The sequence below is a fragment of the Microbacterium sp. C-MGS6 genome, assembly GCF_058140415.1.
This window is the reverse complement of the sequence record NZ_CM176934.1, coordinates 277,511-300,370: the sequence shown is the minus strand read 5'-3', so window position 1 is coordinate 300,370 and position 22,860 is coordinate 277,511. Positions and strand designations below refer to the sequence as shown.

Here is a 22,860-nt window from a genome sequence, read left to right as displayed (position 1 = left end):
TCGCGAGCATGTCGTGACGGCGCGATGCTGGGGGCGCAAGCCCGTTCCGCGTGTCGGCCCCGGGATCTACGCTCGGAGCATGAGCGAGCTCACCCAGCCCACCGGTCGCGAGGACGCCCTGCGGGCGATCCCGCGCGGCGACGGCTCCGCGCCGCGCGCGCTCGTGCTCGGCGCCACCGGCTACATCGGCGGCCGCCTGACACCGCGCCTGCTGAACGCCGGCTACCGGGTCCGGGTCCTCGCGCGAGATGCCGCTCGTGCGGCCTCCTTCGGCTGGGGCGAGGAGTGCGAGATCTTCGAGGGGTCCGCCGACGACGAGCACGCCGTGGCCTCCGCGATGGACGACGTCGACGTCGTGTACTACCTCATCCACTCCATGTCGGCCGGCACGGGCTTCGAGGAGAGCGACGAGCGCGCGGCGACCACCGTCGCCACGGCGGCTGCCCGAGCCGGGGTCCGGCGGATCGTCTACCTCGGCGGCCTGCACCCGGACGACGTGAAGCTCTCCCCGCACCTCCGCTCCCGGGTCCACGTCGGGGAGATCTTCCTGGAGTCCGGGGTGCCCACCCTCGTCCTGCAGGCGGGCGTGGTGATCGGCTCCGGCTCGGCGTCCTTCGAGATGATCCGGCACCTCACCGACGTGCTGCCGTACATGCCGGCGCCGAAGTGGGTGCGCAACCGGATCCAGCCGATCGCCGTCCGCGACGTGCTGCACTATCTGCTCGGCGCGGCGCGGGTCGACGCGGGTGTCAATCGCGCCGTCGACATCGGCGGACCGGATGTGCTGCGCTACGGCCAGATGATGAACGGGTACGCGGTGGAGGCCGGACTGCGGCAGCGCGCCATCGCGGCCCTTCCTGTGCTGACGCCGGAGCTCGCGTCGCACTGGGTGAACCTCGTCACGCCGGTGCCGCGCTCCATCGCCCGGCCCCTGGTGGCCTCGCTGCAGAACGAGTGCATCATGAAGGATCATGCCGTCGACGCACTCATCCCGCGGCCCGAGGGCGGCCTCACGCCGTATCGCCGGTCTGTGGCGCTGGCCCTCGGTCGGGTGGACGCGGACGCCGTGGAGACGAGCTGGCAGGACGCCGAGGTGTCCGGAGCGCCGAGCGACCCGCTGCCGAGCGACCCCGACTGGGCGGGACGGACCGTCTTCACGGATAAGCGGTCGGTCGCGACGCGCGCATCCGTCGCGGAGCTGTGGCGCGTCATCCTCGGGATCGGCGGGGAGAACGGTTGGTACTCGTCGCCACTGCTCTGGGCGGTGCGGGGGCTCATGGACCGCGTGGTCGGCGGCGTGGGCCTCAGCCGCGGACGCCGCAGCCGTACCGCCGCCCGGGTCGGGGATGCGATCGACTTCTGGCGCGTGGAGGCGGTGGAGCAGACCGAGGAAGGCCATCTGCTGCGGCTCCGCGCGGAGATGAAGGTGCCGGGCGAGGCCTGGCTCGAACTGCGCGCGGTGCCCGACGGCGAGGGCGCCCGCTACGAACAGCGCGCCGTGTTCTTCCCCCGCGGCCTCCTCGGCCGGCTGTACTGGCTCGCCGTGCTGCCCTTCCACGGACTCATCTTCTCCGGCATGGCCGCACGGATCACCGCGGCCGCCGAGTCAGGCGATCACGCCGGTTCAGGCGCCTTCCGCGCGGAAGTGCCTGACCCGGCGTGAGCGCCTGAGCTCTCGCGCTCAGTCCTTGTCGGCGGGGGCGTCCATCGCGGCCTCGACGGCGGCGTCCACCTCGGCCGGCGGGATGATGTCGATCGCCTCGGTCGCCGCTTCGTAGACCTCGGCGAGCGTGTCGTCGACGGTGTCCTCGTCGATCCAGGCGAGGTCGTCCTCCGAGTGGTCGTACTCGACGGGCACGAGGGCGAAGTCGTCGCCGTACTCCTCGAGCCCGGCCATGACGCTGTGCCGGACGGCGGCGCGAGCATACCGGTCGCGCAGGATCAGCGGATCGCGCCGGAGATCCTTCATGAACGCGATCATCATGAACGCCATGATGATCGCGAACGGCAGCGCCGCGATGATCGTCGCGTTCTGCAGCGACTGCAGTCCGCTGCCCTCGGCCCCGCTGACGAGCAGCACCGCCGCGATGACGCCCACGAGCACACCCCAGACGACGGCGACCCAGCGCGACGGCTCCGGGCGGCCCTGCTGCGACAGCGTGCCCATGACGAGCGAGGCGGAGTCGGCGCCGGTGATGAAGAAGATCGCGATGAGGATGATCAGGACGATGCTGGTCACGAGCGGGAACGGGAGGTTCTCCAGTACCCCGAACAGCACTTCCTCCGGCGGGTCGACCACGAGGCCCGCGCCGTCCATCTGCTGCTGGATGGCCGTGGTGCCGAAGATCGCGAACCACACGAGCGAGATCGCGGAGGGCACCACGATGACGACCGACACGAACTGACGGAGCGTGCGGCCGCGCGAGATCTTCGCGATGAACATCCCGACGAAGGGCGACCACGAGATCCACCACGCCCAGTAGAAGATCGTCCAGCTCGACAGGAAGGCCTGCGCGGCCTCACCCTGCGAGGCGGAGCGGCCGATCATGGTCGGCAGGTCACCGAGGAACTGGACCGCGACCGACGGGATGACATTGAGGATCAGCAGCGTCGGACCGACGAAGAAGACGAAGAACGCCAGCAGGATGGCGACGACGGCGTTGATGTTCGACAGCGCGCGGATGCCCTTGGAGACGCCCGACACGGCGGAGGCGATGAAGCACGCCGTGAGCACGGCGATGACCGCGATGAGGATGCCGTTGCCGAGGGGTCCGGCTCCGCTGATGATCTCGACGCCGTGGCCGATCTGCAGCGCCCCGAGGCCGAGCGAGGCGGCCGTGCCGAACAGCGTCACGATGATGGAGAAGATGTCGATCGTGCGGCCGACCGGACCCGTCGTGCGGTTCTCGCCCAGCAGCGGGGCGAAGATCGACGAGATCAGCGGCGTACGACCGCGGCGGTAGGCGCCGTAGGCGATGGCTCCACCGACGAGCGCGTAGAACGCCCAGGCCTGCGGGCCCCAGTGGTACAGCACCTGGGTCTGCGCGGTGTGCATGGCCTCGAGGGTGTTCGCCTCGACGGTGCCGGGCGGCGGGTTCTCGAAGAACGTCAGCGGCTCGGCGGCGCCCCAGAACACCAGGCCGATGCCCATGCCCGCCGCGAAGAGCATCGAGATCCACGAGAACATCGAGAACTCGGGCTCCTCGTCGTCGCGGCCGAGGGGGATGCGCCCGTACTTGCTGAACCCGACGAACAGCATGAAGACGAGGATGATCGTGGCGATCGTCGTGAAGAAGAAGCCGAAGTACTCGACCACCCAGGCCAGCACCGTGCTGGTCGTGCCGGCGAGGTTGTCCCCCGCGAACACGCCCCAGGCGATGAAGGCGAGGGCGAACGCGGCGGCGACGCCGAAGACCAGCGGGTCCGTGCGGTAGGTGCGCCCCGTCTCCTCGACCGAGACCCCGGGGACGAGCGCCGGGTGCACGCTGCGCGGCGGGACCGTCGTGATGTCGCGGACGATCTTGCGCGCGGTCTCGGAGGCCTTCGCGGCCTGGCGGTGCGTCCCGGTCACGACGGCGTCGGTGCGCGGACGGGTCGATCCTGCGGAGCGTTCGGCGGGCTTCTCGTCAGGCATGTCCATGAGAGACCATCTTTCCACCTGCGCGGGCTCAGGCGAACGCGGGAGATCAGGCGCTCCCGCACGAGAGCGCCTGATCCCGCGCGAGCGCCTGTTCTCGCGGGGCCGTCGGGCGGGTCAGCGCGGGGTCAGCGCGGGGTCAGCGGGGGCGGCGGCGACCCAGGAAGAGGGCGCCGAGCAGCGGCAGCACCGACACCCACAGCAGCGTGATGCCCAACGGTGGGAGCGGATCGACGAGCAGCGCCCCGCCCACGAGCATCGCCGCGAACAGGACCCCGGAGGCGATCCGTCGCGCGATGCCCTCCAGCCGGTCGAGCCGCCGCTCCAGGCGGGAGGTGTCGAAGGACACATTGCCGTCGTCGACGCGGGTGATGATGTCGTCGATGCGCTTCGGGAGCCGCCAGGTCGTGGCCGCGTTCGCCATCGCCTGTTCCGCCATGTCCTGCATGAGGGTGCCGGACTCGTCCCGGAGCAGCCGCGCGGCATACGGCTCGGCCGCGTCCCACACGTTGAACGCCGGGTTCAGGGCGCTGCACATGCCGGAGGTGAGGGACACGGCCCGGATGAGGAGCAGCATGTCCTCGGGGAGCTGCAGCGGGAGCCGGCGCACCATGTCGCCGAACTCCTCGGCGAAGTCGGTGAACTCCCGCGGGTCCACGCGGCTCAGTTCCGCGAAGCCCATCCCCCCGAAGCGCGCGAAGAGGGCCGTCAGCGCCCGCTCCAGCTCGCCGGTGTCGGCGGTCGGCAGGAGCACGCCGATCTCCTTCGCGGCGCGGACCAGGCCCCGGCTGTCCCGCGCGGTCACCGCGATGAGCAGCGTCCGCAGTCCCTGCCGGAGGTTGTCGGAGACCTCGGCCATCATGCCGAAGTCGATGAACGTGAGCCGGAAGCCCCCCTGAGCTCCTGAGCCGCCCTGGGCCCCTGAGCCGCCCTGGGCTCCTGAGCCGCTCTGGGCTCCTGAGCCGCCCTGGGTCCCTGAGCTCGTCGAAGGGACCGGCGTGACGAAGATGTTGCCGGGGTGCGGGTCGGCATGCACGAACCGGTGCGTGAAGACCTGGTCGAACATGACCTCGGCGAAGGCATCCGCGACCGCGGAGGGGTCGATGCCTGCCGCTCGGAGAGCCGCGGTGTCGTTGATCTTGATCGCGGTCACGTCGGACAGCGTGAGCACCCGGCGGGTCGTACGCTCCCAGACGATCTCGGGGGCGGCCACACGCGGGTCGTCGGCGAAGTTCTCGCGGAACCGCTCGGCGCTGCGGGCCTCGTGGAGGTAGTCGATCTCCTCGAGGCTCGTCACGGCGAACTCCTCGACGAGGGCGGGGGTGTCCACCCGGTCGGCGACGATCCGGACCCGGGTCAACCACCGCGCGACCCGGCGGAGGGCGGCGAGGTCGACGGCGACGATCTCGTCGATGCCAGGGCGCTGCACCTTGACCACGACCTCGTCGAGCCCGGTGTCCTCGGCATCGAGCGACGAGAGGCGGGCGCGGTGCACCTGGCCGAGGGATGCGGCCGCAACCGGGGTGTCGTCGAACCAGGTGTACACACGCTCGAGCGGCATGCCCAGCTCGGCCTCCGCGAGCGCCCGGATCTGCGGCGTGGGCACGGCCGGGACCTCGTCCTGCAGCCCCTCCAGCTCCGCCGTGATCTCGGGCGGCAGCACGTCGAGGCGCGAGGACATGAACTGCCCGACCTTGATCATGAGGCCGCCGAGATCGACGGCGAGCGCATGGAACCGCCGCGCGAACCGCTGCATGCGGCGGGCGCGGGTACGCTCGGCGACACCACGCAGCCCGAACCGCGGAAGGACGAGCTCGAACCACCAGATCGCCACGAACTCACGGCTCGCGAAGGACAGGATGCGGCGGTACCGGGCTCGGTGAGGACCCTGTGCCGCCGCTGCCGTCATCGCGTCATCCTTCCGCCGTTCCGCGCCGGACGCCGCACGACGCGGTCAGTCCTGGGCGAGGATCGTGTACAGCCTACGGCGGGCCTCGTCGAGCACCTCGATGGCCTGCTGCACCTGCTCCGGCGAGCCGCTGCGCCCGACCTGCGCGGCCGCGGCGGCGAGGTCGACCCCGGCCTTGGGCAGGGCGCTGTAGCGGGCGTCGCGGCTGCGGTCCTTGTCGGAGGACGGCACCCACGGCGGGGTCTCGGTGCTCTCCGCGGCGACGGCACGGCCGGCCTCGGTGAGAGCGTAGGTCTTGCGGCCGTTCTGCTCCTCGGCCTCGATCAGGCCCTCGTCGGCGAGGAGCTGGAGCGTCGGGTAGACGGAACCGGCGCTCGGCTTCCAGGTGCCGCCGCTGCGCTCGGCGATCTCGTTGATGATCTGGTAGCCGTGCATCGGTCGCTCGACGAGAAGCGAGAGGACGGCGGCGCGCACGTCACCGCGGGCCATGCGGGATCCGCCGGAGGGGCGCGACTCGAACGACTTGCGCAGCTGGTCCATCGCCTCGAACAGCGCTCCGGCCGGACCCTGCGAGCCGCCGAAGAGATTGCCGAGGCCGCCGACGAAATCGCCGCTGTTGCTGCCGTTGCTGTTCCCGCCGAACGGGGTGGAGGGGAATGCGTTGTTCATGATGACCTCCCAGTCGTGAACGATACTCAACGATATATCGTTAACGCTGAGCGCGGGGTGGGAATCCGGACTCAGACCGGCGCGAGCAGCGCAGCCCCGGTGACGGTCGCATCGATCCCGAGCTCCGCGGGTCGCACGCGGGCTGCCGTCGGCCCCGGCATCGCCGCCGCCCGGTACGCGCGGGCGACCTCGGCGAGATAGCGCTCCCCGATGGCCGCCACACCGCCGCCGACCGCGATCACCTCGACGTCGAGAAGCGCCTGCGCCCCGGCCAGCGCGCGACCGAGGAACCGCGCCCCCTCCGCGATCACCTCCTCGGCGACCGCGTCACCGGCGCGAGCGGCCGCGTCCACCTCCCGCAGCGTGAGCGCCGTGCCCGTGCGCTCCCGGTACGTCTGCTCCAGCCCGGGGCCGGAGGCGACGGCTTCGACGTGTCCGACTCCTCCGCAGCCGCAGCGACGCCCGGCCAGCTCCGGAGGGAGGACCAGTTCGGTGTGCCCGACCGACCCCGCCGTGCCGGTCACGCCCGCGCGGAGACCGTCCGGGAGCACGACGGCTCCGCCGATGCCGGTGCCGACGGTGACCATCAACAGCCCGCACGCTCCCCGACCCGCCCCTGCCGCGGCCTCCGCGACCGCCGCCGCGTGCACGTCGTTCACGACCGCCACCGGCACATCGAGGGCGTGGATGAGCGCCGCGCGCAGCGGGAAGCCCGCCCAGCCGCTGATCGCATCGGTCGCCGAGGTGATGCCGCCGTCCTGATCGACGACCCCGGCGGTGCCCACACCGACCGCCGCGACCCGCTCCGCACCGCGGACCATGTCGATCGCATCGACGACCGCCCGCACGATGGCCTCGCCGCCCTCCCTGGCCGGAGTGGACAGGGTGCGCACGGCGGTGACGCGACGGCGCCCGCCGTCCGGCTCCTGCCGGAACCCGGCGACGGCGATCTTCGTGCCGCCGATGTCGACCCCGACGATCACGCCCGCTCCGTGGCGGCCGGCGTCGCGGCGACGAAGCGGCGGGTGAGGGCGATGGGATCGGTGATCGCCCCACCCACGACGACGGCGAAGGCTCCGGCATCGAAGGCCGCTCGTACCTGCGCAGGGGTCTGGTAGCGCCCCTCGGCGATGGCCGGGATCCCCGCGGCGGCGAGCGCGGCCACGAGGTCGAGGTCCGGTTCGTCCTGGCGCGGCGAGTGCGGGGTGTAGCCGGACAGGGTCGTGCCGACGACCGCTGCCCCCGCCGCCCATGCGCGCTCGCCCTCCGCGACCGTCGACACGTCGGCCATCACCGGTCGCCCCGTCGCCGCGGCGATCTCCCCGATGAGCCGGAAGTCCGTGCCGAGCTGCTCCGTCGTGGCGTCCACCGCGATGATGTCGGCTCCAGCTTCTGCGAGTCCCGTGGCGAGCGCGAGCTCCGGGGTGATGACGTTGCGGACGCCGTTCCAGATCTTGTGGAGTCCGATGATCGGCACGTCGGTGACCGGACGCACCCGGCGGATGTCCTCCGGCCCGTTGAGCCGCAGACCGCTCGCGCCGCCGAGGAGCGCAGACTCGGCGAGCGCACCGATGACGTGGGTGTCCCTGGCGGGGGCGCCCGTGGACGCCTGGACCGAGGCGACGAGCCGGCCGCGGAGGAGAGCGAGGGAATCGTGGGTCACTTGAGGGCTCCTGCACTGGCGCCGCCGATGAAGAACTTCTGACCGAGGAGGAAGATCGCCACGGCCGGGAGCGTGAACATCACGCACGCGGCCATGAGCGGCCCCCAGGCCACGTCGTTCTCCCCGAAGAAGGCGTACAGACCGATCGACAGCGTGTACGTCGACTGGTCGTTGAGGTAGATGAGGGGATTTAGGAAGTCGGTCCACGCCCAGACGAACTGGAAGATCGCGGCGGTCACGATGGCCGGACGCGCCAGGGGAAGGACGATCGTCGCGTAGGTGCGGAACTCCGAGGCGCCGTCGAGACGGGCGGCCTCGATGAGCTCGTCCGGTACCGCGAGGAGGAACTGCCGGATCATGAAGATGAAGAACGGCGTGCCCAGGAACGCGGGGACGATGAGCGGGAGGTAGGTGTTCGTCGCCTCCAGCCCGTTCCACACGAGGAACAGCGGGATCAGCGTGACCTGCGGCGGCAGCATCATCGTGGCGAGCACGAGGATCAGGAGCGGCCGGGCACCGCGCCACTTCACCTTCGCGAGGGCGTAGGCGACGAGCGGACACGAGATGACCGTGCCGAGGATGCTCATGCCCGAGACGAAGAGCGTGTTGGCGAGGTAGCGCCACACCGGGATCTGCGCGAACGCCTCGGCGAAGTTGGCCGTGGTCCACTCGGCGGGCAGCAGGGTGGGCGGCGAGGAGAACACGTCGCCGGGCGTCTTGAACGCCGTCGACAGCATCACCAGCAACGGGAACAGGAACAGCAGCGCGAGCAGCGTCACCGCGATCTGCTGCCGGACGCGGCGGAGCGTGCGGCGGGTGCGACGGGGGCGGCGTACCGGAGCGGAGATGTCAGCGTGCGCCATCGTGGACCCACTTCCTCGAGGTCGCGAGCACGATGAGGCTCACGACGAGCGTGACGATGAACAGCGTCCACGCCATGGCGGAGGCGTAGCCCATCTTCAGGAACACGAAGGCGTTCTGGTACAGGTACATCGCGTACGAGAGCATCGACTGCCCCGGGCCCGACCCCGCCTGATTCAGGCGCTCCTGCGACAGGATGTAGGGCTGCGTGAAGATCTGCAGGAACCCGATGATGCTCACGATCACCTGGAACAGGGTGACCGGGGAGACCGTGGGCCAGGTGACGTTCGTGAAGCGACGCCACGCCCCCGCGCCGTCGAGCTCGGCCGCCTCGTACAGCTCCTTCGGCACCTCCTGCAGGGCGGCGAGGTAGATGATCATGGTGCCGCCCACGGTCCACAGCGACATGAGGATGATGGCGGGCTTCGTCCACTCCGGCTGCTGCAGCCAGGCCGGTCCCTCGATGCCGAACCACGAGAGGAAGTGGTTGATGAAGCCGTACTGGGCGTTCAGGAGCCAGCGCCACAGGTAGCCGCCGACGACGACCGGCACGATCGACGGGAGATACACGAGCGCGCGATACAGCGGCTGGCCCCGCACCGGGGTGTTCAGCAGGTGCGCACCGGCCAGGGCGATGCCGATCGCGAGCGGTACGCCGAACACTGTGAGCACGGCCGTGTTGGCGAGGGACTTCCAGAACACCCCGTCGGCGAACAGCTGGGTGTAGTTGTCCAGTCCCACCCACTCGGGCGCCTGGAACAGGTTGAAGTCGGTGAAGCTGTAGTACGCCGACGCCGCGATCGGATAGGCGAACAGGAACAGGAAGCCGACGATGAACGGCGACGCGAAAGCCAGGCCGATCATCGTGGTCCGGCGGCTGCGGCGCCGCCGGACGGGAGCGCCGGGTCCGGCAGGAGCGTTCTCCTGCCGGACCCGGGGTGCTGTTGCCGTGGTCACGAGGACCGGCTCACTTCGAGGTGTAGGAGGCCATGCGCTCCTCGACGGTCGCGATCGCCTCCTCCGGGGTGGCGGTCAGCCGCACGACCTCGTCGAACGCGGTCGCGAGGTCCGTCGCGTACTCGGCGCTGTACGGACGGCTGGCCAGGGACTTCGCGTTCGGGGAGGACGCGGCCTCCGCCCAGACACCGAAGTCCTGCAGCTCGTCGAACGCGGCGCTGCCGGCGAGGGAGGAGCGGCCCGGGAGGTTGCCGAGGGCGACGGCGAACTTCTCCATGGGCTCGTCGCTCACGAGGTAGGCGAGGAAGGTGGCCGCCTCCTCCTTGTGCTTCGAGTTCGCGGGGATGAACAGGGTGCTCGCGGTGACCTGCGTGCTGTTCTCCAGGTCCGGCGAGGCGGCGGGGATCGCGGTCACGCCCCACTCGAAGTCGGGGGCGATCTTGGCGGCGCTGGCCGACCGCCACTCGCCGTCGATGATCATGGCGACCTGGCCGCTGAAGAACGGGTCCTGTGCGGAGAGGTACTCGCCCTGTCCGGACACGAAGGTGGCCATGGCATCGGCGCCGACCGGCTCGATCACGTTGTCCTGGTACCACTGCAGGGCCTCGAGGTTGCCGCCTTCCGCGGGGGTCGGGCCGTCCTCGCCGTCCCAGCTGCCGCCGAACGCGTAGCCGAGGGTCGTGAGGGTGGTGCTGTCGTTCGCCGAGCCGAGACCGAGCTGCGTGATCTTGCCCGAGGCGTCCTTCTTGGTGAGCTTCGGGATGGCGGCGGCGAGCTCGTCCATCGTCGTCGGCGGGGTGACCCCGGCCTCCTCCAGCAGCTGCGGGTTGTAGAGGAGCTGGAAGCTGTGGATCGCGATCGGCAGCGAGTAGATCGTGCCGTCGTAGGTCATCTGCTCCATGGCGCTCGGGACGAAGTCGTCGACGTCGATGTCCTCGGCGGCGATCGCGTCGTCGAGCGGCGCGAGGATGCCCTTCGAGGCCCAGGCCCCGACGGTGTTGCCGAAGTTGTCGGAGATGTCGAAGGAGCCGTTCGACGACGACATCGACGTGAGCTGCTTCTGGGTGTCGGGGCTGGAGACGCCCTTGACGACGATGTCGTCCTGACTGGCGTTGAAGTCGGCGATGATCGCCTCCAGCGCCTTCGCCTCCTCTCCTCCCCACAGGTACGAGAACGTGATCTCGGTGGGGCGGTCCGCGTCGCCGCCGCCGCCGGCGCAGCCGCTCAGGGCGACGACCGTCGCCGTGCCCAGCGCCCCGGCGACCAGGACGCGTCGGCGCATGTTGTGCTTCACGTGCATGGGGATTCTCCGCTCATCGTTGACCGTGCAAAGGATTGGAATAGACCAATTAAGAACCGCTGAGAGGAGACATTGACACAAACCGGGGTGATCGTCAAGATTGGGTTAGTCCAAACGAGGGGGAATCATGTCGGCGATCGAGGGCGTCACGAAGCACGAACGCGTGCGGCGGCATCTGGAGCAGGTCATCGACCAGGGCCTCGCACCCCACGAGAAGCTGCCCACGGAGCGCGAGCTCGCGGAGTCGCTCGAGGTGAACCGGCAGACCGTGCGTCGCGCCCTCGACGAGCTCGAACGGGACGGACTGGTGTATCGGCTGCAGGGGGCGGGCACGTTCGTGAGCGCCTCGCGGATCAGCAAGGCCTTCGAGCTGACCTCGTTCTCGGAGGACATGCTCGCCCGGAACATGCGACCGGGCTCCCTCTCCGTCGACGTCGGCACCGCGGCGGCCGGGCAGACCGCAGGGTACGCCCTGAACCTCAGCCCGCAGTCCCCCGTCGTGCGGATCCGCCGCGTCCGGACCGCCGACGACATCCCGATCTGCCTGGAGGTCTGCTCGATCGCGGCCGACGCCGTGCCGGGCCTGGAGGACGGCATCGTGGGCGACTCGCTCTACGACGACCTGCGCACCCGGTTCGGCATCACCGCCGTGCGCGCCGACCAGGAGATCCACGCGGTCGTGCTCGACGAGGAGCAGGCCGCCGCGCTGCAGACGCCGCCGTTCTCCCCCGCCTTCCTCGTGAAGCGCACGACCTATGACGCCCGCAGCCGCCCGATCGAGTACGCCGAGTCGGTGTACCGCGGCGACCGCTACTCGTACCTCGTCTCCATCGCCCGTCCCTGATCCCCGACGACTCCCGACCTGCGATCCCCTTCACCGACGAAAGGCTCCTCGTGTCCGACCCGACCCTCCGCCCGCGCATCGCGCTGCTCCCCCTCGACGATCGGCCGGTGAACGTCAAGCTCCCGGGTGACGTCGCGGCCGTCGCCGGAGTGACCCTCGACGTCCCGCCCGCCGAGATCCTCCCCTCGTACCGGACCGCGGGCGACGCCGACGCGTTGGGCGGGTGGCTGCGGGAGCGGGCGGCCGACCCCGCGACGGTGCACCTGGTCGTCTCGGTGGACATGCTCCTCTACGGCGGGCTCATCGCGAGCCGCACGAGCGACGACACCACCCGCGACGTGCTGGCGCGCCTCGACGTGCTGCGCGAGGTGCGGCGGATGCGGCCCGATCTGCCCATCTCGGCGGTGTCGCTGGTGACCCGCGCGAGCAACTCCTACTCCGCCGCCGAGGAGCCGACCTACTGGACGGAGCACGGCAAGGAGATCCACGCACTCGGCGGCGACGCGCACCGACTGCTCGGCGAGACCGAGGTGCTGCCGCTGGACGACCTGACTCCGGTGCCCGCCGAGGTCGTCTCCGACTACTCGTCTCGACGGCTGCGCAACCACATCGTGAACCTCTCCACACTGGGCCTCGTGGAGGACGAGACCCTGGACTTCCTGGCGATCACCGCCGACGACACCGCCCCCTTCGCGGCGGGCAGCGCGGAGCAGGTGTGGCTCCGGCACTGGATGCGGATGCTGCCGTCGGGCCGTCGCGTGCTGATGTACCCCGGTGCCGACGAGGTGGGCGCCGCGCTCGTCGCCCGGGCCCTGGCGGCGAACGCCGGGGTGATCGCCTCGTTCTCGGTGGCGTGCGCGGACGCCGACGGCATGGAGCGCGTCCCGCCGTACGAGAACATGTCGCTCGCAGCGTCGGCGAGCCGGCAGATCCGCGCGGCCGGCGCCGAGGAGGTCGCCACCGGAGGCGACGTCACCCTCGTGCTGCACGCCCCCGATCCCGACCGGCACGACATGTTCCGCGGGCGGCCCGAGGTCGTCGATGCGGACGCCGTCGCGGGGACGGTCGCTCTCGTGCGGGAGCGTCTGGACGCCGGGGAGCACGTCGCCCTGGCGGATGTGCGGTACCCGAACGGCGCGGACGAGGCGCTCGTGCGCGCGCTCGCCGAGGCCGGACTGCTCGGCCGCCTGGAGGCTTTCGGCGGGTGGAACACCGCCGGGAACACGCTCGGCAGCGTCGTCGCGGTGGCCGCCGCCGGCGTCGTCGGTCGGGCCTCGGGTTCCTTCGACGACCGCGCCGCGCGGATCGCCCTGCTGACACGCCTGCTCGACGACTTCGCCTACCAGGCCGTGGTGCGCACGGATGCGGGGCCGTCCCTCTTCCCTGACATCTATCCGATGGCCGACGATGCGCAGGTCGCGACGGCGGAGCGCGTCATCCGCGCCGAGCTGACGGGCTTGCTGGAGTCGATGCTGCCCGCCGACGACGTGCGGATCGAGGAGCTGACCCTCCCCTGGCGGCGCTCGTTCGAGATCGGTCTCACCCTGCGCTGACTCCTCCGCGGCACCGGCATACACCCGCGACCGCCGCGAGCCTGGCGCGCTCCACAGGAAGGGATGGTTGGCTGGAACCTCCGGCGGGGGAGATTCGAGCCGGGTACGACCACAGGGGGGACGGCGTCCATGAGCAGTACGACCGGGCACGAGGCGGCGGGCAGCCGAGTGCGGGTGAGTGTGGTGGTGCCGGTGTTCCGGCCGAAGGCGTCGTTCGACGACCTCATCGCCTCGCTCGACGCCCAGACGCTGGACCGGGAGGCCTTCGAGGTCCTGCTCTGCGACGACGGCTCCGGGGAGGAGACGGCCGCGCGGCTGGAGAGCATCGCGAAGGATCGCCCTCATGTACGCGTGCTGTCGCTGCCGCACTCCGGCTGGCCCGGTACTCCGCGCAACCGCGGCGTCGAGGAGGCCAGAGGGACGTACGTGCAGTTCGTGGACCAGGACGACTGGCTGTACCCGCGCGCACTCGAGCGGCTGTGCGACTACGCCGATGAGCACGGGTCGGACGTCGTGGTCGGCAAGGAGGTGGGCATCGGACGGAAGCTGCCCGCCAAGATCTTCCAGCGCGACATCCCGCACGCGGTGCTCGGCGAGGACCCGATCCTGGAGATGCTGACGCCGCACAAGATGTTCCGGACGGCGTTCCTCCGCGAGCACAGCATCCGCTTCCCGGATGGCAAGGTGCGACTCGAGGACCACCTTTTCGTGATGCAGGCGTACTTCGCCGCCGACACGATCTCGGTGCTCGCGAGCGAGCCCTGCTACGCGTGGGTGAAGGAGCCGGGGAGTGCGAGCTCGTCGCGCATCGACCCCGAGTCGTACTTCCCGCACCTGGAGACCGTGCTCGATGTCGTCGAGGCGAACACGGAGCCCGGGAAGGTGCGCGACCGGCTGCTGCGGCACTGGTTCCGCGGCAAGATCCTCAACCGGATCGCCGGACGACGGATGGTGAAGTACCCGACGGAGTACCGCGACCGCCTGCTGGACGTGGTGGTGCCGCTCGCGCAGCGTCGATTCGGCCCCGGCGTGGATGCGGGGCTGTCGTTCCCGCAGCGCATCCGGGCGGCTCTGCTGCGCGCCGACCGCCGGGATGACCTGCTCGCCTTCGCCGCGTTCGAGGCGGACACGACCTGCACGGCCACCGTGACCGCGGCGCGCTGGTCGCGCGGCGGGTTGCAGCTCACCGTGCGCGTCCGTCTGCTCCGGGACGGCGAGGAGGCGTTCGTGTTCGAGACCGTCGGTTCCGCCGACCGGCTGGTCTCCCTGCCCCCGTCGGCGACCGAAGACCTCCCCTCCGGGCTGCTCAACGCTCGCAAGGAGCGTCGCGCTGACCGCGTCGACCTCGTCGCGCGGGATACGCCGACCCCCGGACAGGCGCCGGAGTCGACGGCAGGCTCGGAGCGCAAGATCGGCGGCCGACGCCCGAAGCGCCTCGACGCGGTGCCCATCGCCCTGGACCCGATGAAGGCGTTCCGCGAGGACGGCGCTCGCGACGCCGACCTCACCGTCGCCGTCCGCTACGCCGGGTGGATGTTCACCGCCCCGCTGACAGCGGCGCCCGACGTGACGGCACACCTCGGCAGGTCCCCGCTTCTCGCGGGCCGTCGGGTCGAGCTCGTACGGAACGAGGACGGCAGCCTGCGGCTGCGCCGCGAGTGGCCGGGCGGCGCCTGGCGCGACGCCCTCGCACGAGCCGCCCGCCGCGTCCGCTCCCGACTTCGCCGCTGATCCCCCACCGACAGATCCGTCCACGCAGCAGATCCCTCCACACGCGCTGACGCCCGCGCGATCCCAGTCACGCTGCGACATCGAAGCGCGCCCGTCCGCCCAGCCGCGGTGTGCGCTGAGGGTCGACCCACCGCGGCGGAAGGAACCACGGTCGGCCGGTCACGCCGGAACCCTCGATCACGATCTCCCACCCGTTGTCGTGGATACGGTGGTGGCAGGTCTCGCAGAGCAGGATCCCGTTCGAGAGATCGGTCGGACCTCGATCTCGCTGCCACCAGCGGAGGTGGTGAGCCTTCGTCATCCCGGGCGGGAGCCCGCACATGGCGCACCCGCCATCCCGCTCGGCGAGGGCCAGCCGCTGGGCTCGGGTGAAGAGGCGCTTCTCGCGGCCCCAGTCCAGAACCTCGCTCGCACCGCCGAGGACGCAGGGGAGGACGCCCCCGCTGGCCGCCATCCGCCGCGCGGCGCCGATGTCGATCACCTGGTCGAGCCCGTCGACCGTCGCCGACCCGGTTCCCGCCTGCAGATCGTCCAGCGATACCCGAACGATCACCGTCGCCCCGGCGAGCGGCACCCGATCGCCCTCGCACCCGAGCGCGTGCGCGCAGAAGAGGGACAGCGCATCGGCCTGGATCATCGCGACGGAGCGCCGATCCGCGTCGGGCGACTCCGCATCGGGGGCTTCGAGGCGGGCGGCGAACACGGCAGACACGTGCCCGCGGATCGCGGTGACGACCGGCGCAGCGGACTCGGCATCGAGCTGCGCGTGCAGATGCACCATGCCGTCACGTTCGAAGATGCGCAGTCCGCGCCGACCGCGCTGTTCCTCCGCCCGCGGCGCTACGCCGTCGGGGTCGAGCCACGCTTCGGCGCGGAGGACGAGCTTGCGCACCGCATCAAGCTCGAGCCCTTCGGCTGCGGCGGTCAGCACGCGTTCCGCCTCGGCGATGCGCTCCACACCGGCCGCCACGCGGCAGCGATCGAGGAGAGCGACGAGGAGACCGATCGCCGGCGCTCCGAGCACACCCGACGCGAGTGCTTCCCGGAGGAGCGGATACCGCGCGGGCAGCGGTGCGCCGAGCAGATCGCTCCGCGGCGCGGTCGCCTCTCCGACCTTCACCAGGCGCTGCGCCCCCGCCGTCGAGATGCCCGTCGTCGCGGCGATGAGCTTCGCCGCCGTGCGGTACCCGCGTTGCTTCGCCAAGCTGTCGGCCCCGAGCTCCGCGCGCGACTCCCGGGCGATGCCGGCGGCCACGTCGACGTGGATCGCATCGAGCCGGCGCTGCAGAAGTCCGATCGCGTCGGCCACCTCGACGAGCTGCACGCGGGAGAGTTCGGCGACATCGCCCGCGGCGCCCCACGCCTCGTCGAGGCGATCCATCGCCTCGCGCAGTCCGGACGTTTTCGACATGCTTCATTCTATCTCGGCAGGCCTCAACTTTCGAAGTTATGTTCGAATGCATGCCGGCATTCTGCCGCGGTCTGCCGCTCCTCCTGCCCGCCCCTACACGTCGAAGAGCGGGGCCGGGCGGCAGTCGCGGCGGTAAAGATTGCCTGGGCCGTGTCGATCGGTGCGACGATCGCGCGTGGGCATCAGCACGCGACGAACATCACGCATCCCGAGCAGGACAGAGGGGGTGGGGTCGCACCACGAGAACCTGCCCTGGCAGGAGGTGGAGCCGCCCGGTCATGGCATCGGTCCCTCGCGCTGCGGGCTGACCGCGCTACGCGACCGGCGTCGTCCGCAGCGAACTGCGTCGCAGGAACAGGAGGGTTGGAATCCGCGACAAGCGAGACGAGGTCGCCGCAGGTGTGGAACGAGTCTAGAACGGCAGGTCGCGAGACCCCGGTGGGGCGATGAGGATGCCCGTGATCTTGCCGAAGCCGTTGTAGGCAACGCGGCCGATCCACTCTCCGGCCTCGTGGTGCAGGGTCACCTGCACGATCGCTCCGTTACTCAGGTGTCGGTTGGCGAGCGTGCTCAGCGGCGTGCTGCCGTCCGCCGTCTGTACCGTCGAATCGACGCAGGCTTCGAGGCGGCCGGTGTCACTCCGGATCTGGTCCCACACGCTCATCAGTTTGCGCTTGGTCAGCGCGCGACCGCAGGCGTACGTCATGTGTGCTCGCACAGCCTCGTAGTCGCCGGCATCCAGGTGTGCGAATACCGCGCTCGTGCGATCCGAGAGGTCTGTCACGGGCGATGCCATCATCCCTGCCTCACCCTTGGTGCCGAATCGCTTGAACGCTGCTTGTCGGCTCACGCCGAGCGTGGCGCCGATCTCTTGCCACGAGACGCCATGCGAGCGCGCGGTGGAGACCGACTCCTGCAAGCGCTCACGCGAACGCCGGACCAACTCGTCGGCCTGACGGATCATCAGAACCTCGTCATCCGAGCGAGACGGCGCTTCTCGTCCGCCAGCGTCGACGAGGGAGGCGAGGTCGGCGAGCGACAAGCCGCTGGTCGATGATCCATCCATGAAGCGAGCCTATGGGCCGAGCTCGTGAGCGTCAACTAATGGATGACATTCACGAATCGCACCTGTTCACCTCGTCGCATCCTCGCGTTCACGCCGCGCGCCTACCTTGAATGCGGACGCGCGACCGCGCTCACGAAACCAGACAATCTTTGTGCCTTCACCACAAGAACCGGTAGTGTCGCATCGACACACCTCGAAGGCGAGAAAGGGACGAACATGGCCGACAGGCAGCAGAGGCGCTGGGCGCTCATCGGATTGACGGCCGCGGCGGCGATCGCGCTCACCGGATGCACAGCGGGCGGCGACGGAGACGCGGGCGACGGCGGCGGCAGCGACGGCGACACCCTCATCGTCTACACGAACTCGAACAGCGACGGCCGCGGTGAGTGGATCACCGAGAAGGCGGCGGACGCGGGCATCGACATCGAGATCGTGGGCCTCGGCGGCGCCGACCTGACGAACCGCATCATCGCGGAGAAGAACAACCCCGTCGGCGACGTGGTCTTCGGCCTGAACAACATGTTCTTCGAGCAGCTCAAGACGGAAGAGGCCATCACGGCCTACGAACCGAGCTGGAGCGGCGAGGTCCCCGCAGACGCCGGCGACCCGAAGGACGGCGCGTTCTGGCCGCTCGTGGAGCAGGCGATCGTCACGGTCTACGACGAGAACCGCATCAGCGACGCTCCGGCGGACCCGGACGACCTGTACACCGACGAGGAGTTCGCCGGCCGTTACGAGGTCAACCCCGCGCTCGGCCAGGCCACCCCGCAGCTCGTGCTCGCCAGCATGCTCACCCGTCACCTCGACGAGGACGGCGACCTCGGCGTGAGCGACGAGGGCTGGGACCTGGTGAAGTCGTACTACGCCAACGGCTCCCCCGCTGTGGAGGGCACCGACCTCTACGCCCGCATCACCCGCGACGAGGTGGACTACGGCGTGCTGCCGTCGAGCGGCATCTCCGCCCGCGACGAGGAGTACGGCACCAGCACGGGCATGATCGTTCCCGCGTACGGCGTCCCCTACGTGACCGAGCAGATCGCGCAGATCAACGGCACGGACAACGAGGAGAAGGCGCAGGAGTTCATCGACTGGTTCGGCAGCGCCGAGGTCCAGGGCGAGTTCGCCGCGGAGTTCAATGCCATGCCGGTGAACGAGGGCGCGGTCGAGAAGGCCAACCCCGAGGTCGTCGAGCTCATGGGCACGCTCGACCGTCAGGACATCGACTTCGGCTTCGTGAGCGAGAACCTCGGCGCCTGGGTCGAGAAGGTCACGCTCGAGTACATCGGCTGAGCCGAGCCGTCCCGCCGCTCCGGCAGAGAGAGAAGACGATGATCCGTTTCGACGACGTCGAGGTCGTGTTCGGCGACCACCGTGCGGTCTCGCACCTCGATCTGGAGATCCAGGAGGGTGAGTTCTTCACCCTCCTGGGTCCGTCCGGATGCGGCAAGACCACCGCCCTGCGCACGCTCGCGGGGTTCATCGAGCCCACCGGCGGCCGCATCCACATCGCCGGTCGCGACGTGACCCGGGTGCCGAGCGAGAAGCGCGGCGTGGGCATGGTGTTCCAGAACTACGCGCTGTTCCCGAGCATGAACGTACGGGAGAACATCGCGTTCGGCCTCTCGGTGCAGAAGGTGTCGAAGGCCGAGCAGCGGCGGCGCGTGGACGAGGTCGCCGACCGCACCGGGCTCGCCGCGTCGCAGCTCGAGAAGAACGTGGCGGAACTGTCCGGCGGTCAGCAGCAGCGCGTCGCCATCGCCCGGGCGCTCGCGCTCACCCCCAGCATCCTGCTGCTCGACGAGCCGCTGTCGAACCTCGACGCCAAGCTCCGCGTGCAGCTGCGCGAACAGCTCAAGGAGCTGCAGCACGAGGTCGGCGTGACCACCGTGTACGTCACGCACGACCAGGAGGAGGCGCTCACCCTCAGCGACCGGATCGCCGTGCTCGACGCCGGGACCCTGCAGCAGGTGGGCACGCCGGAGGAGATCTACGACCGCAGCGCGACGCCGTTCGTCTGCCGGTTCATCGGCGAGAACAACCGCCTCACGCCCGCGCAGCTCATCGCGATCGGCGCTGGCCTCGATGCTACGGCCGAGAGCTACGTGCGGCCGGAGAAGCTGCACCTGGCGCCGTCCGAGGCCACCGCCGGCGGCACGGCGTCACTCGACGGCACCGTCGCCGAGCGCACGTACCACGGCAGTCACAGCGTCTATACGGTGTCGGCTGCCGACGCGACGCTCCGGGTGAGCGTGCCGGCCGCGGCGAGCGCGCACCGCTGGGACGTCGGTGATGCCGTGCGCATCGACGTCGATCCGCGGTGGATCCTGCAGTACCCGGCGGCGTGACATGAGCGCTCCGCAGAACGACTCCCGCCCGGTGCCTCCGCCGTCCGCGGCGATGACCGACACCCCCGGCGCGCTGACGACCGAGGCGGCCGAGGCGGGCACCGCGACGAAGCCCCGCCTCCGCCGCGGACGGCCGGGCAGCGTGCGCGCGATGCTCCGCTCGCCGCTCGCCTGGGTGACCGGCATCGTCGTGATCTGGTTCGCCGCCGCCTTCCTCGTGCTGCCGAACGCCGAGCTGCTCGCCGCGACCTTCTTCCCGGACGGGCAGTTCAGCATCCGTGCCGTCGAGAAGCTGCTCGGCAGCGAGCGCGCGCTGAAGACGCTCGGCAACAGCTTCCTCCTCGCGATCACGCTGTCGGTCACGGTGAACGTCGTCGGGGTGTTCATCGTGCTGGTGACGCAGTACTTCCAGGTGCGCGGCGCGAAGCTCCTCTGGCTCGGCTACGCCACCACCCTGATCTACGGCGGCATCGTGCTCGCGGCCGGCTACAACTTCATCTACGGCAAGTTCGGCTTCATCACGAATCTGATGGTGAACATCTGGCCGGACATGAACCGGGACTGGTTCTCCGGCTACTTCGCGGTCGTGTTCGTGATGACGTTCGCGACGACGACGAACCACATGCTGTTCCTGTCCTCGTCGCTCGGCAAGGTGGACTACGCGTCGATCGAGGCCGCGAAGCTCATGGGCGCCTCGACATGGACGATCCTGCGCCGCATCGTGCTGCCGGTCATGAAGCCGATGCTCTTCGCGGTCACGGTGCTGACGTTCCTCATCGGTCTCGGGGCCCTGACCGCGCCGCTCGTGCTCGGCGGTCCGGACTTCCAGACCGTCGCACCCCTCATCATCGACCTGTCACGAAGCCCGATCACCCGCGACATCGCGGCGCTGCTGGCGATCGTGCTCGGTGTCGCGACGATCATCCTGCTCGCGATCATGAACCGCGCCGAGAAGTCGGGTGTGTACTTCTCGGTGGCGAAGGTGGCGACGCCGATCCAGAAGCAGCGGATCCGCAACCCGTTCGCGAACGTTGTCGTGCACGTGGTCGCCTACCTGCTCTGGGTGATCTACCTCATCCCGGTCGTGCTCATCGTGATCTTCTCGTTCGTGGACGCGCGGAGCATCCTCGCCGGGTCGATCACGATCGACAGCTTCACGCTCGACAACTACATCACCGTGTTCTCCAGCGCGGCGGCCCTCCGGCCGTTCATCGTGAGCGTCGTCTACAGCGCCCTCGCCGCGGTCATCGTGGTGGGCGGGCTGCTGTTCGTGGCGCGGATGATGCAGAAGCACCGCAACCTGCTGACCACGGCCATCGAATACGTGCTGCACATCCCGTGGATCCTGCCGATCGTGCTGATCGCACTGGCCTTCGTGATGGCGTTCGACGCCCCGCAGCCGCTCGTCGGCAACATCGTGCTCACGGGGACGCCGGTGCTGCTGCTCGTCGCGTACATCTGCGTGAAGATCCCGTTCGCGCTGCGGCTGCTCAAGGCCGGGTTCGCGTCCGTGCCGGACTCGCTAGAAGACGCCTCGCGCATCCTCGGAGCCCGCTCGCTGACCACGTTCCGGCGCGTGCTCATCCCGCTCGTGCTGCCGACCGCGGCCGCGATCACGGCGCTGAACTTCAACAGCCTGCTCGACGATTACGACGCCGCGATCTTCCTCTACCACCCGCTGTACAAGCCGCTCGGCGTCGCGATCCAGGAGAGCACGCGCGGGGAGAACAACCTCGACGCGATGCCCATCACGTTCGTCTACACCGTGCTGCTCATGATCATCATGGGTGTCACCATGTATCTCGTGTATGGACGAGGTTCACGCGCCGGAGCGCCCCGCCGACGGAAGCGGCGCGCATGAGCGGGGCGGATGCCGGGACGCCCGCCCTGCGGGTCACGATCAGCGACGTCGCCGCGGCGGCCGGGGTGTCGCGAGCCACGGCGACCAGAGCCTTGAAGGGCGAGGGCCGGTTCGCGCCGGAGACGCAGGAGCGCATCCTGGAAGCCGCCGAGCGGCTCGGATACGTGCGCAACACGATGGCCGCTGAGCTCGCCGCCGGACGCACCGGCACCGTCGGCCTCATGCTGCGCGACGCGAGCAACCCCGCGTACGGCCTCCTCTTCTCCCGGTTGCAGGAGGAGGCGCATCAGCGCGGCCTCGACCTCGTGACCGTCACGATCGGCGCCGACGAGCAGGGCGCCAAGCAGGTGAATGCGCTGCACCGGCTGCTCGGCATGCGGGTCGCGGGACTCATCGTCGCCACCGGCGGCATCTCCGCGGCGCAGCTCGAGCCCTTCGCCGACCAGGTGCCGATCCTCCGTGCCGGGCGCGTGGAGTCAGCGGGCCGCATCCACACCGCCCACTACGACGACGAGGGCCACGGACGTCTGCTCGCGGAGCACATCGTCGCGCTCGGGCATCGGAGCGTCGTCGTGCTCGCCGGAAGTCCCGACGCGTCGTACCCCGAGCACCTGCGCGCGCTCGCGATGCAGGAGGTCCTGACCACGGCGGGCGTCGCCGTGACGATGATCTCCGCCGGCGCGCGTCCCGAGGACGGCGTCGACGAAGCCCTCGCCGCCGTGCGCGCCGGGGCGACCACCGTCATGTGCGCCTCGGACTACCGGCAGCTCGCCGTCATGCGCGCCGCCCGCGCGGCCGGGCTCCGCGTGCCGGAGGACGTGAGCGTGACCGGGTGCGACGGCATCCTGCCCGGCGCCGATCTGCTCGGGCTCACCACCCTGCGGATCCCCGTGGAGGCGGTGGCCGCGGCCGCCGTCGAGACCATGCAGCAGCTGCTCACCGCGGACGAGCCGGAGACGCTCGTGCGCCGCTCGTTCACGGGAACGCTCGTCCCCGGCTCCACGGCCGCCGCCGTCTGACATCTGCCCCGACCTGCCTTCGTCCGCCGACCAG

General features: G+C 70.2%; 18 protein-coding genes. 8 read left to right on the top strand and 10 right to left on the bottom strand.

Going from position 1 to position 22,860, the window contains the following annotated elements:
• The first annotated feature begins 79 nt into the window (after positions 1-79).
• A complete protein-coding gene (locus tag AC3B5L_RS01445) occupies positions 80-1,663 on the top strand; it encodes an SDR family oxidoreductase (RefSeq protein WP_259951871.1) in 1,584 nt (527 codons plus the stop codon).
• Positions 1,664-1,681: 18 nt separating this feature from the next.
• On the opposite strand, the gene AC3B5L_RS01440 is transcribed toward AC3B5L_RS01445, so the two are convergent.
• The 8 genes from AC3B5L_RS01440 to AC3B5L_RS01405 all read right to left on the bottom strand — a co-directional run bounded on the left by AC3B5L_RS01440 (position 1,682) and on the right by AC3B5L_RS01405 (position 10,996).
• The gene (locus AC3B5L_RS01440; protein ID WP_259951870.1) at positions 1,682-3,640 is read right to left on the bottom strand and encodes a BCCT family transporter; all 1,959 of its coding nucleotides are present in this window, start codon (positions 3,638-3,640) and stop codon (positions 1,682-1,684) included.
• 136 nt (positions 3,641-3,776) lie between these two features.
• The gene (locus AC3B5L_RS01435; RefSeq protein ID WP_259951869.1) at positions 3,777-5,546 is read right to left on the bottom strand and encodes an ABC1 kinase family protein; all 1,770 of its coding nucleotides are present in this window, start codon (positions 5,544-5,546) and stop codon (positions 3,777-3,779) included.
• 45 nt (positions 5,547-5,591) lie between these two features.
• Complete coding sequence (locus AC3B5L_RS01430) at positions 5,592-6,215, bottom strand: PadR family transcriptional regulator (RefSeq protein WP_187663001.1); 624 nt, start codon at positions 6,213-6,215, stop codon at positions 5,592-5,594.
• 71 nt (positions 6,216-6,286) lie between these two features.
• Positions 6,287-7,198, bottom strand: coding sequence for an ROK family protein (locus AC3B5L_RS01425; protein WP_259951866.1), 912 nt, complete (start codon positions 7,196-7,198; stop codon positions 6,287-6,289).
• On the bottom strand, positions 7,195-7,878 hold the full coding sequence (locus tag AC3B5L_RS01420) for an N-acetylmannosamine-6-phosphate 2-epimerase (protein WP_292793500.1): 684 nt from the start codon (positions 7,876-7,878) through the stop codon (positions 7,195-7,197). Before AC3B5L_RS01420 ends, AC3B5L_RS01425 begins: the two co-directional genes overlap by 4 nt.
• The gene (locus AC3B5L_RS01415; RefSeq protein ID WP_085604539.1) at positions 7,875-8,741 is read right to left on the bottom strand and encodes a carbohydrate ABC transporter permease; all 867 of its coding nucleotides are present in this window, start codon (positions 8,739-8,741) and stop codon (positions 7,875-7,877) included. Before AC3B5L_RS01415 ends, AC3B5L_RS01420 begins: the two co-directional genes overlap by 4 nt.
• Entirely contained in the window at positions 8,728-9,696 is a 969-nt protein-coding gene (locus AC3B5L_RS01410; RefSeq protein ID WP_292793505.1) for a carbohydrate ABC transporter permease, read from the bottom strand. The genes AC3B5L_RS01415 and AC3B5L_RS01410 overlap by 14 nt, the downstream gene beginning before the upstream one ends.
• Before the next feature lie 10 nt (positions 9,697-9,706).
• On the bottom strand, positions 9,707-10,996 hold the full coding sequence (locus AC3B5L_RS01405; protein ID WP_490096129.1) for an ABC transporter substrate-binding protein: 1,290 nt from the start codon (positions 10,994-10,996) through the stop codon (positions 9,707-9,709).
• 127 nt (positions 10,997-11,123) lie between these two features.
• Here AC3B5L_RS01405 and AC3B5L_RS01400 point away from each other — a divergent pair, with 127 nt between their 5' ends.
• From AC3B5L_RS01400 to AC3B5L_RS01390, 3 genes are all read left to right on the top strand, one after another.
• Positions 11,124-11,840 (top strand): GntR family transcriptional regulator, encoded by a 717-nt coding sequence (locus tag AC3B5L_RS01400; protein ID WP_259951856.1) that lies wholly within the window; start codon positions 11,124-11,126, stop codon positions 11,838-11,840.
• A gap of 50 nt (positions 11,841-11,890) precedes the next feature.
• On the top strand, positions 11,891-13,393 hold the full coding sequence (locus tag AC3B5L_RS01395) for a DUF4127 family protein (protein WP_490096128.1): 1,503 nt from the start codon (positions 11,891-11,893) through the stop codon (positions 13,391-13,393).
• Between the two features lie 129 nt (positions 13,394-13,522).
• Positions 13,523-15,124 (top strand): glycosyltransferase family 2 protein, encoded by a 1,602-nt coding sequence (locus AC3B5L_RS01390; protein ID WP_490096127.1) that lies wholly within the window; start codon positions 13,523-13,525, stop codon positions 15,122-15,124.
• A 67-nt stretch (positions 15,125-15,191) separates the two neighbouring features.
• Here the strand turns inward: AC3B5L_RS01390 and AC3B5L_RS01385 are convergent, their stop codons facing one another.
• The gene (locus AC3B5L_RS01385; protein WP_490096126.1) at positions 15,192-16,535 is read right to left on the bottom strand and encodes an HNH endonuclease signature motif containing protein; all 1,344 of its coding nucleotides are present in this window, start codon (positions 16,533-16,535) and stop codon (positions 15,192-15,194) included.
• Positions 16,536-16,947: 412 nt separating this feature from the next.
• Entirely contained in the window at positions 16,948-17,601 is a 654-nt protein-coding gene (locus tag AC3B5L_RS01380; protein WP_490096125.1) for a hypothetical protein, read from the bottom strand.
• A 216-nt stretch (positions 17,602-17,817) separates the two neighbouring features.
• On the opposite strand from AC3B5L_RS01380, the gene AC3B5L_RS01375 reads away from it, so the two are divergent.
• The 4 genes from AC3B5L_RS01375 to AC3B5L_RS01360 all read left to right on the top strand — a co-directional run bounded on the left by AC3B5L_RS01375 (position 17,818) and on the right by AC3B5L_RS01360 (position 22,826).
• Entirely contained in the window at positions 17,818-18,891 is a 1,074-nt protein-coding gene (locus AC3B5L_RS01375) for an extracellular solute-binding protein (protein WP_490096124.1), read from the top strand.
• Between the two features lie 38 nt (positions 18,892-18,929).
• The gene (locus AC3B5L_RS01370) at positions 18,930-19,946 is read left to right on the top strand and encodes an ABC transporter ATP-binding protein (RefSeq protein ID WP_490096123.1); all 1,017 of its coding nucleotides are present in this window, start codon (positions 18,930-18,932) and stop codon (positions 19,944-19,946) included.
• Positions 19,947-20,097: 151 nt separating this feature from the next.
• On the top strand, positions 20,098-21,807 hold the full coding sequence (locus AC3B5L_RS01365; protein ID WP_490096419.1) for an ABC transporter permease: 1,710 nt from the start codon (positions 20,098-20,100) through the stop codon (positions 21,805-21,807).
• Entirely contained in the window at positions 21,804-22,826 is a 1,023-nt protein-coding gene (locus AC3B5L_RS01360; RefSeq protein ID WP_490096122.1) for a LacI family DNA-binding transcriptional regulator, read from the top strand. Before AC3B5L_RS01365 ends, AC3B5L_RS01360 begins: the two co-directional genes overlap by 4 nt.
• Positions 22,827-22,860 lie beyond the last annotated feature (34 nt).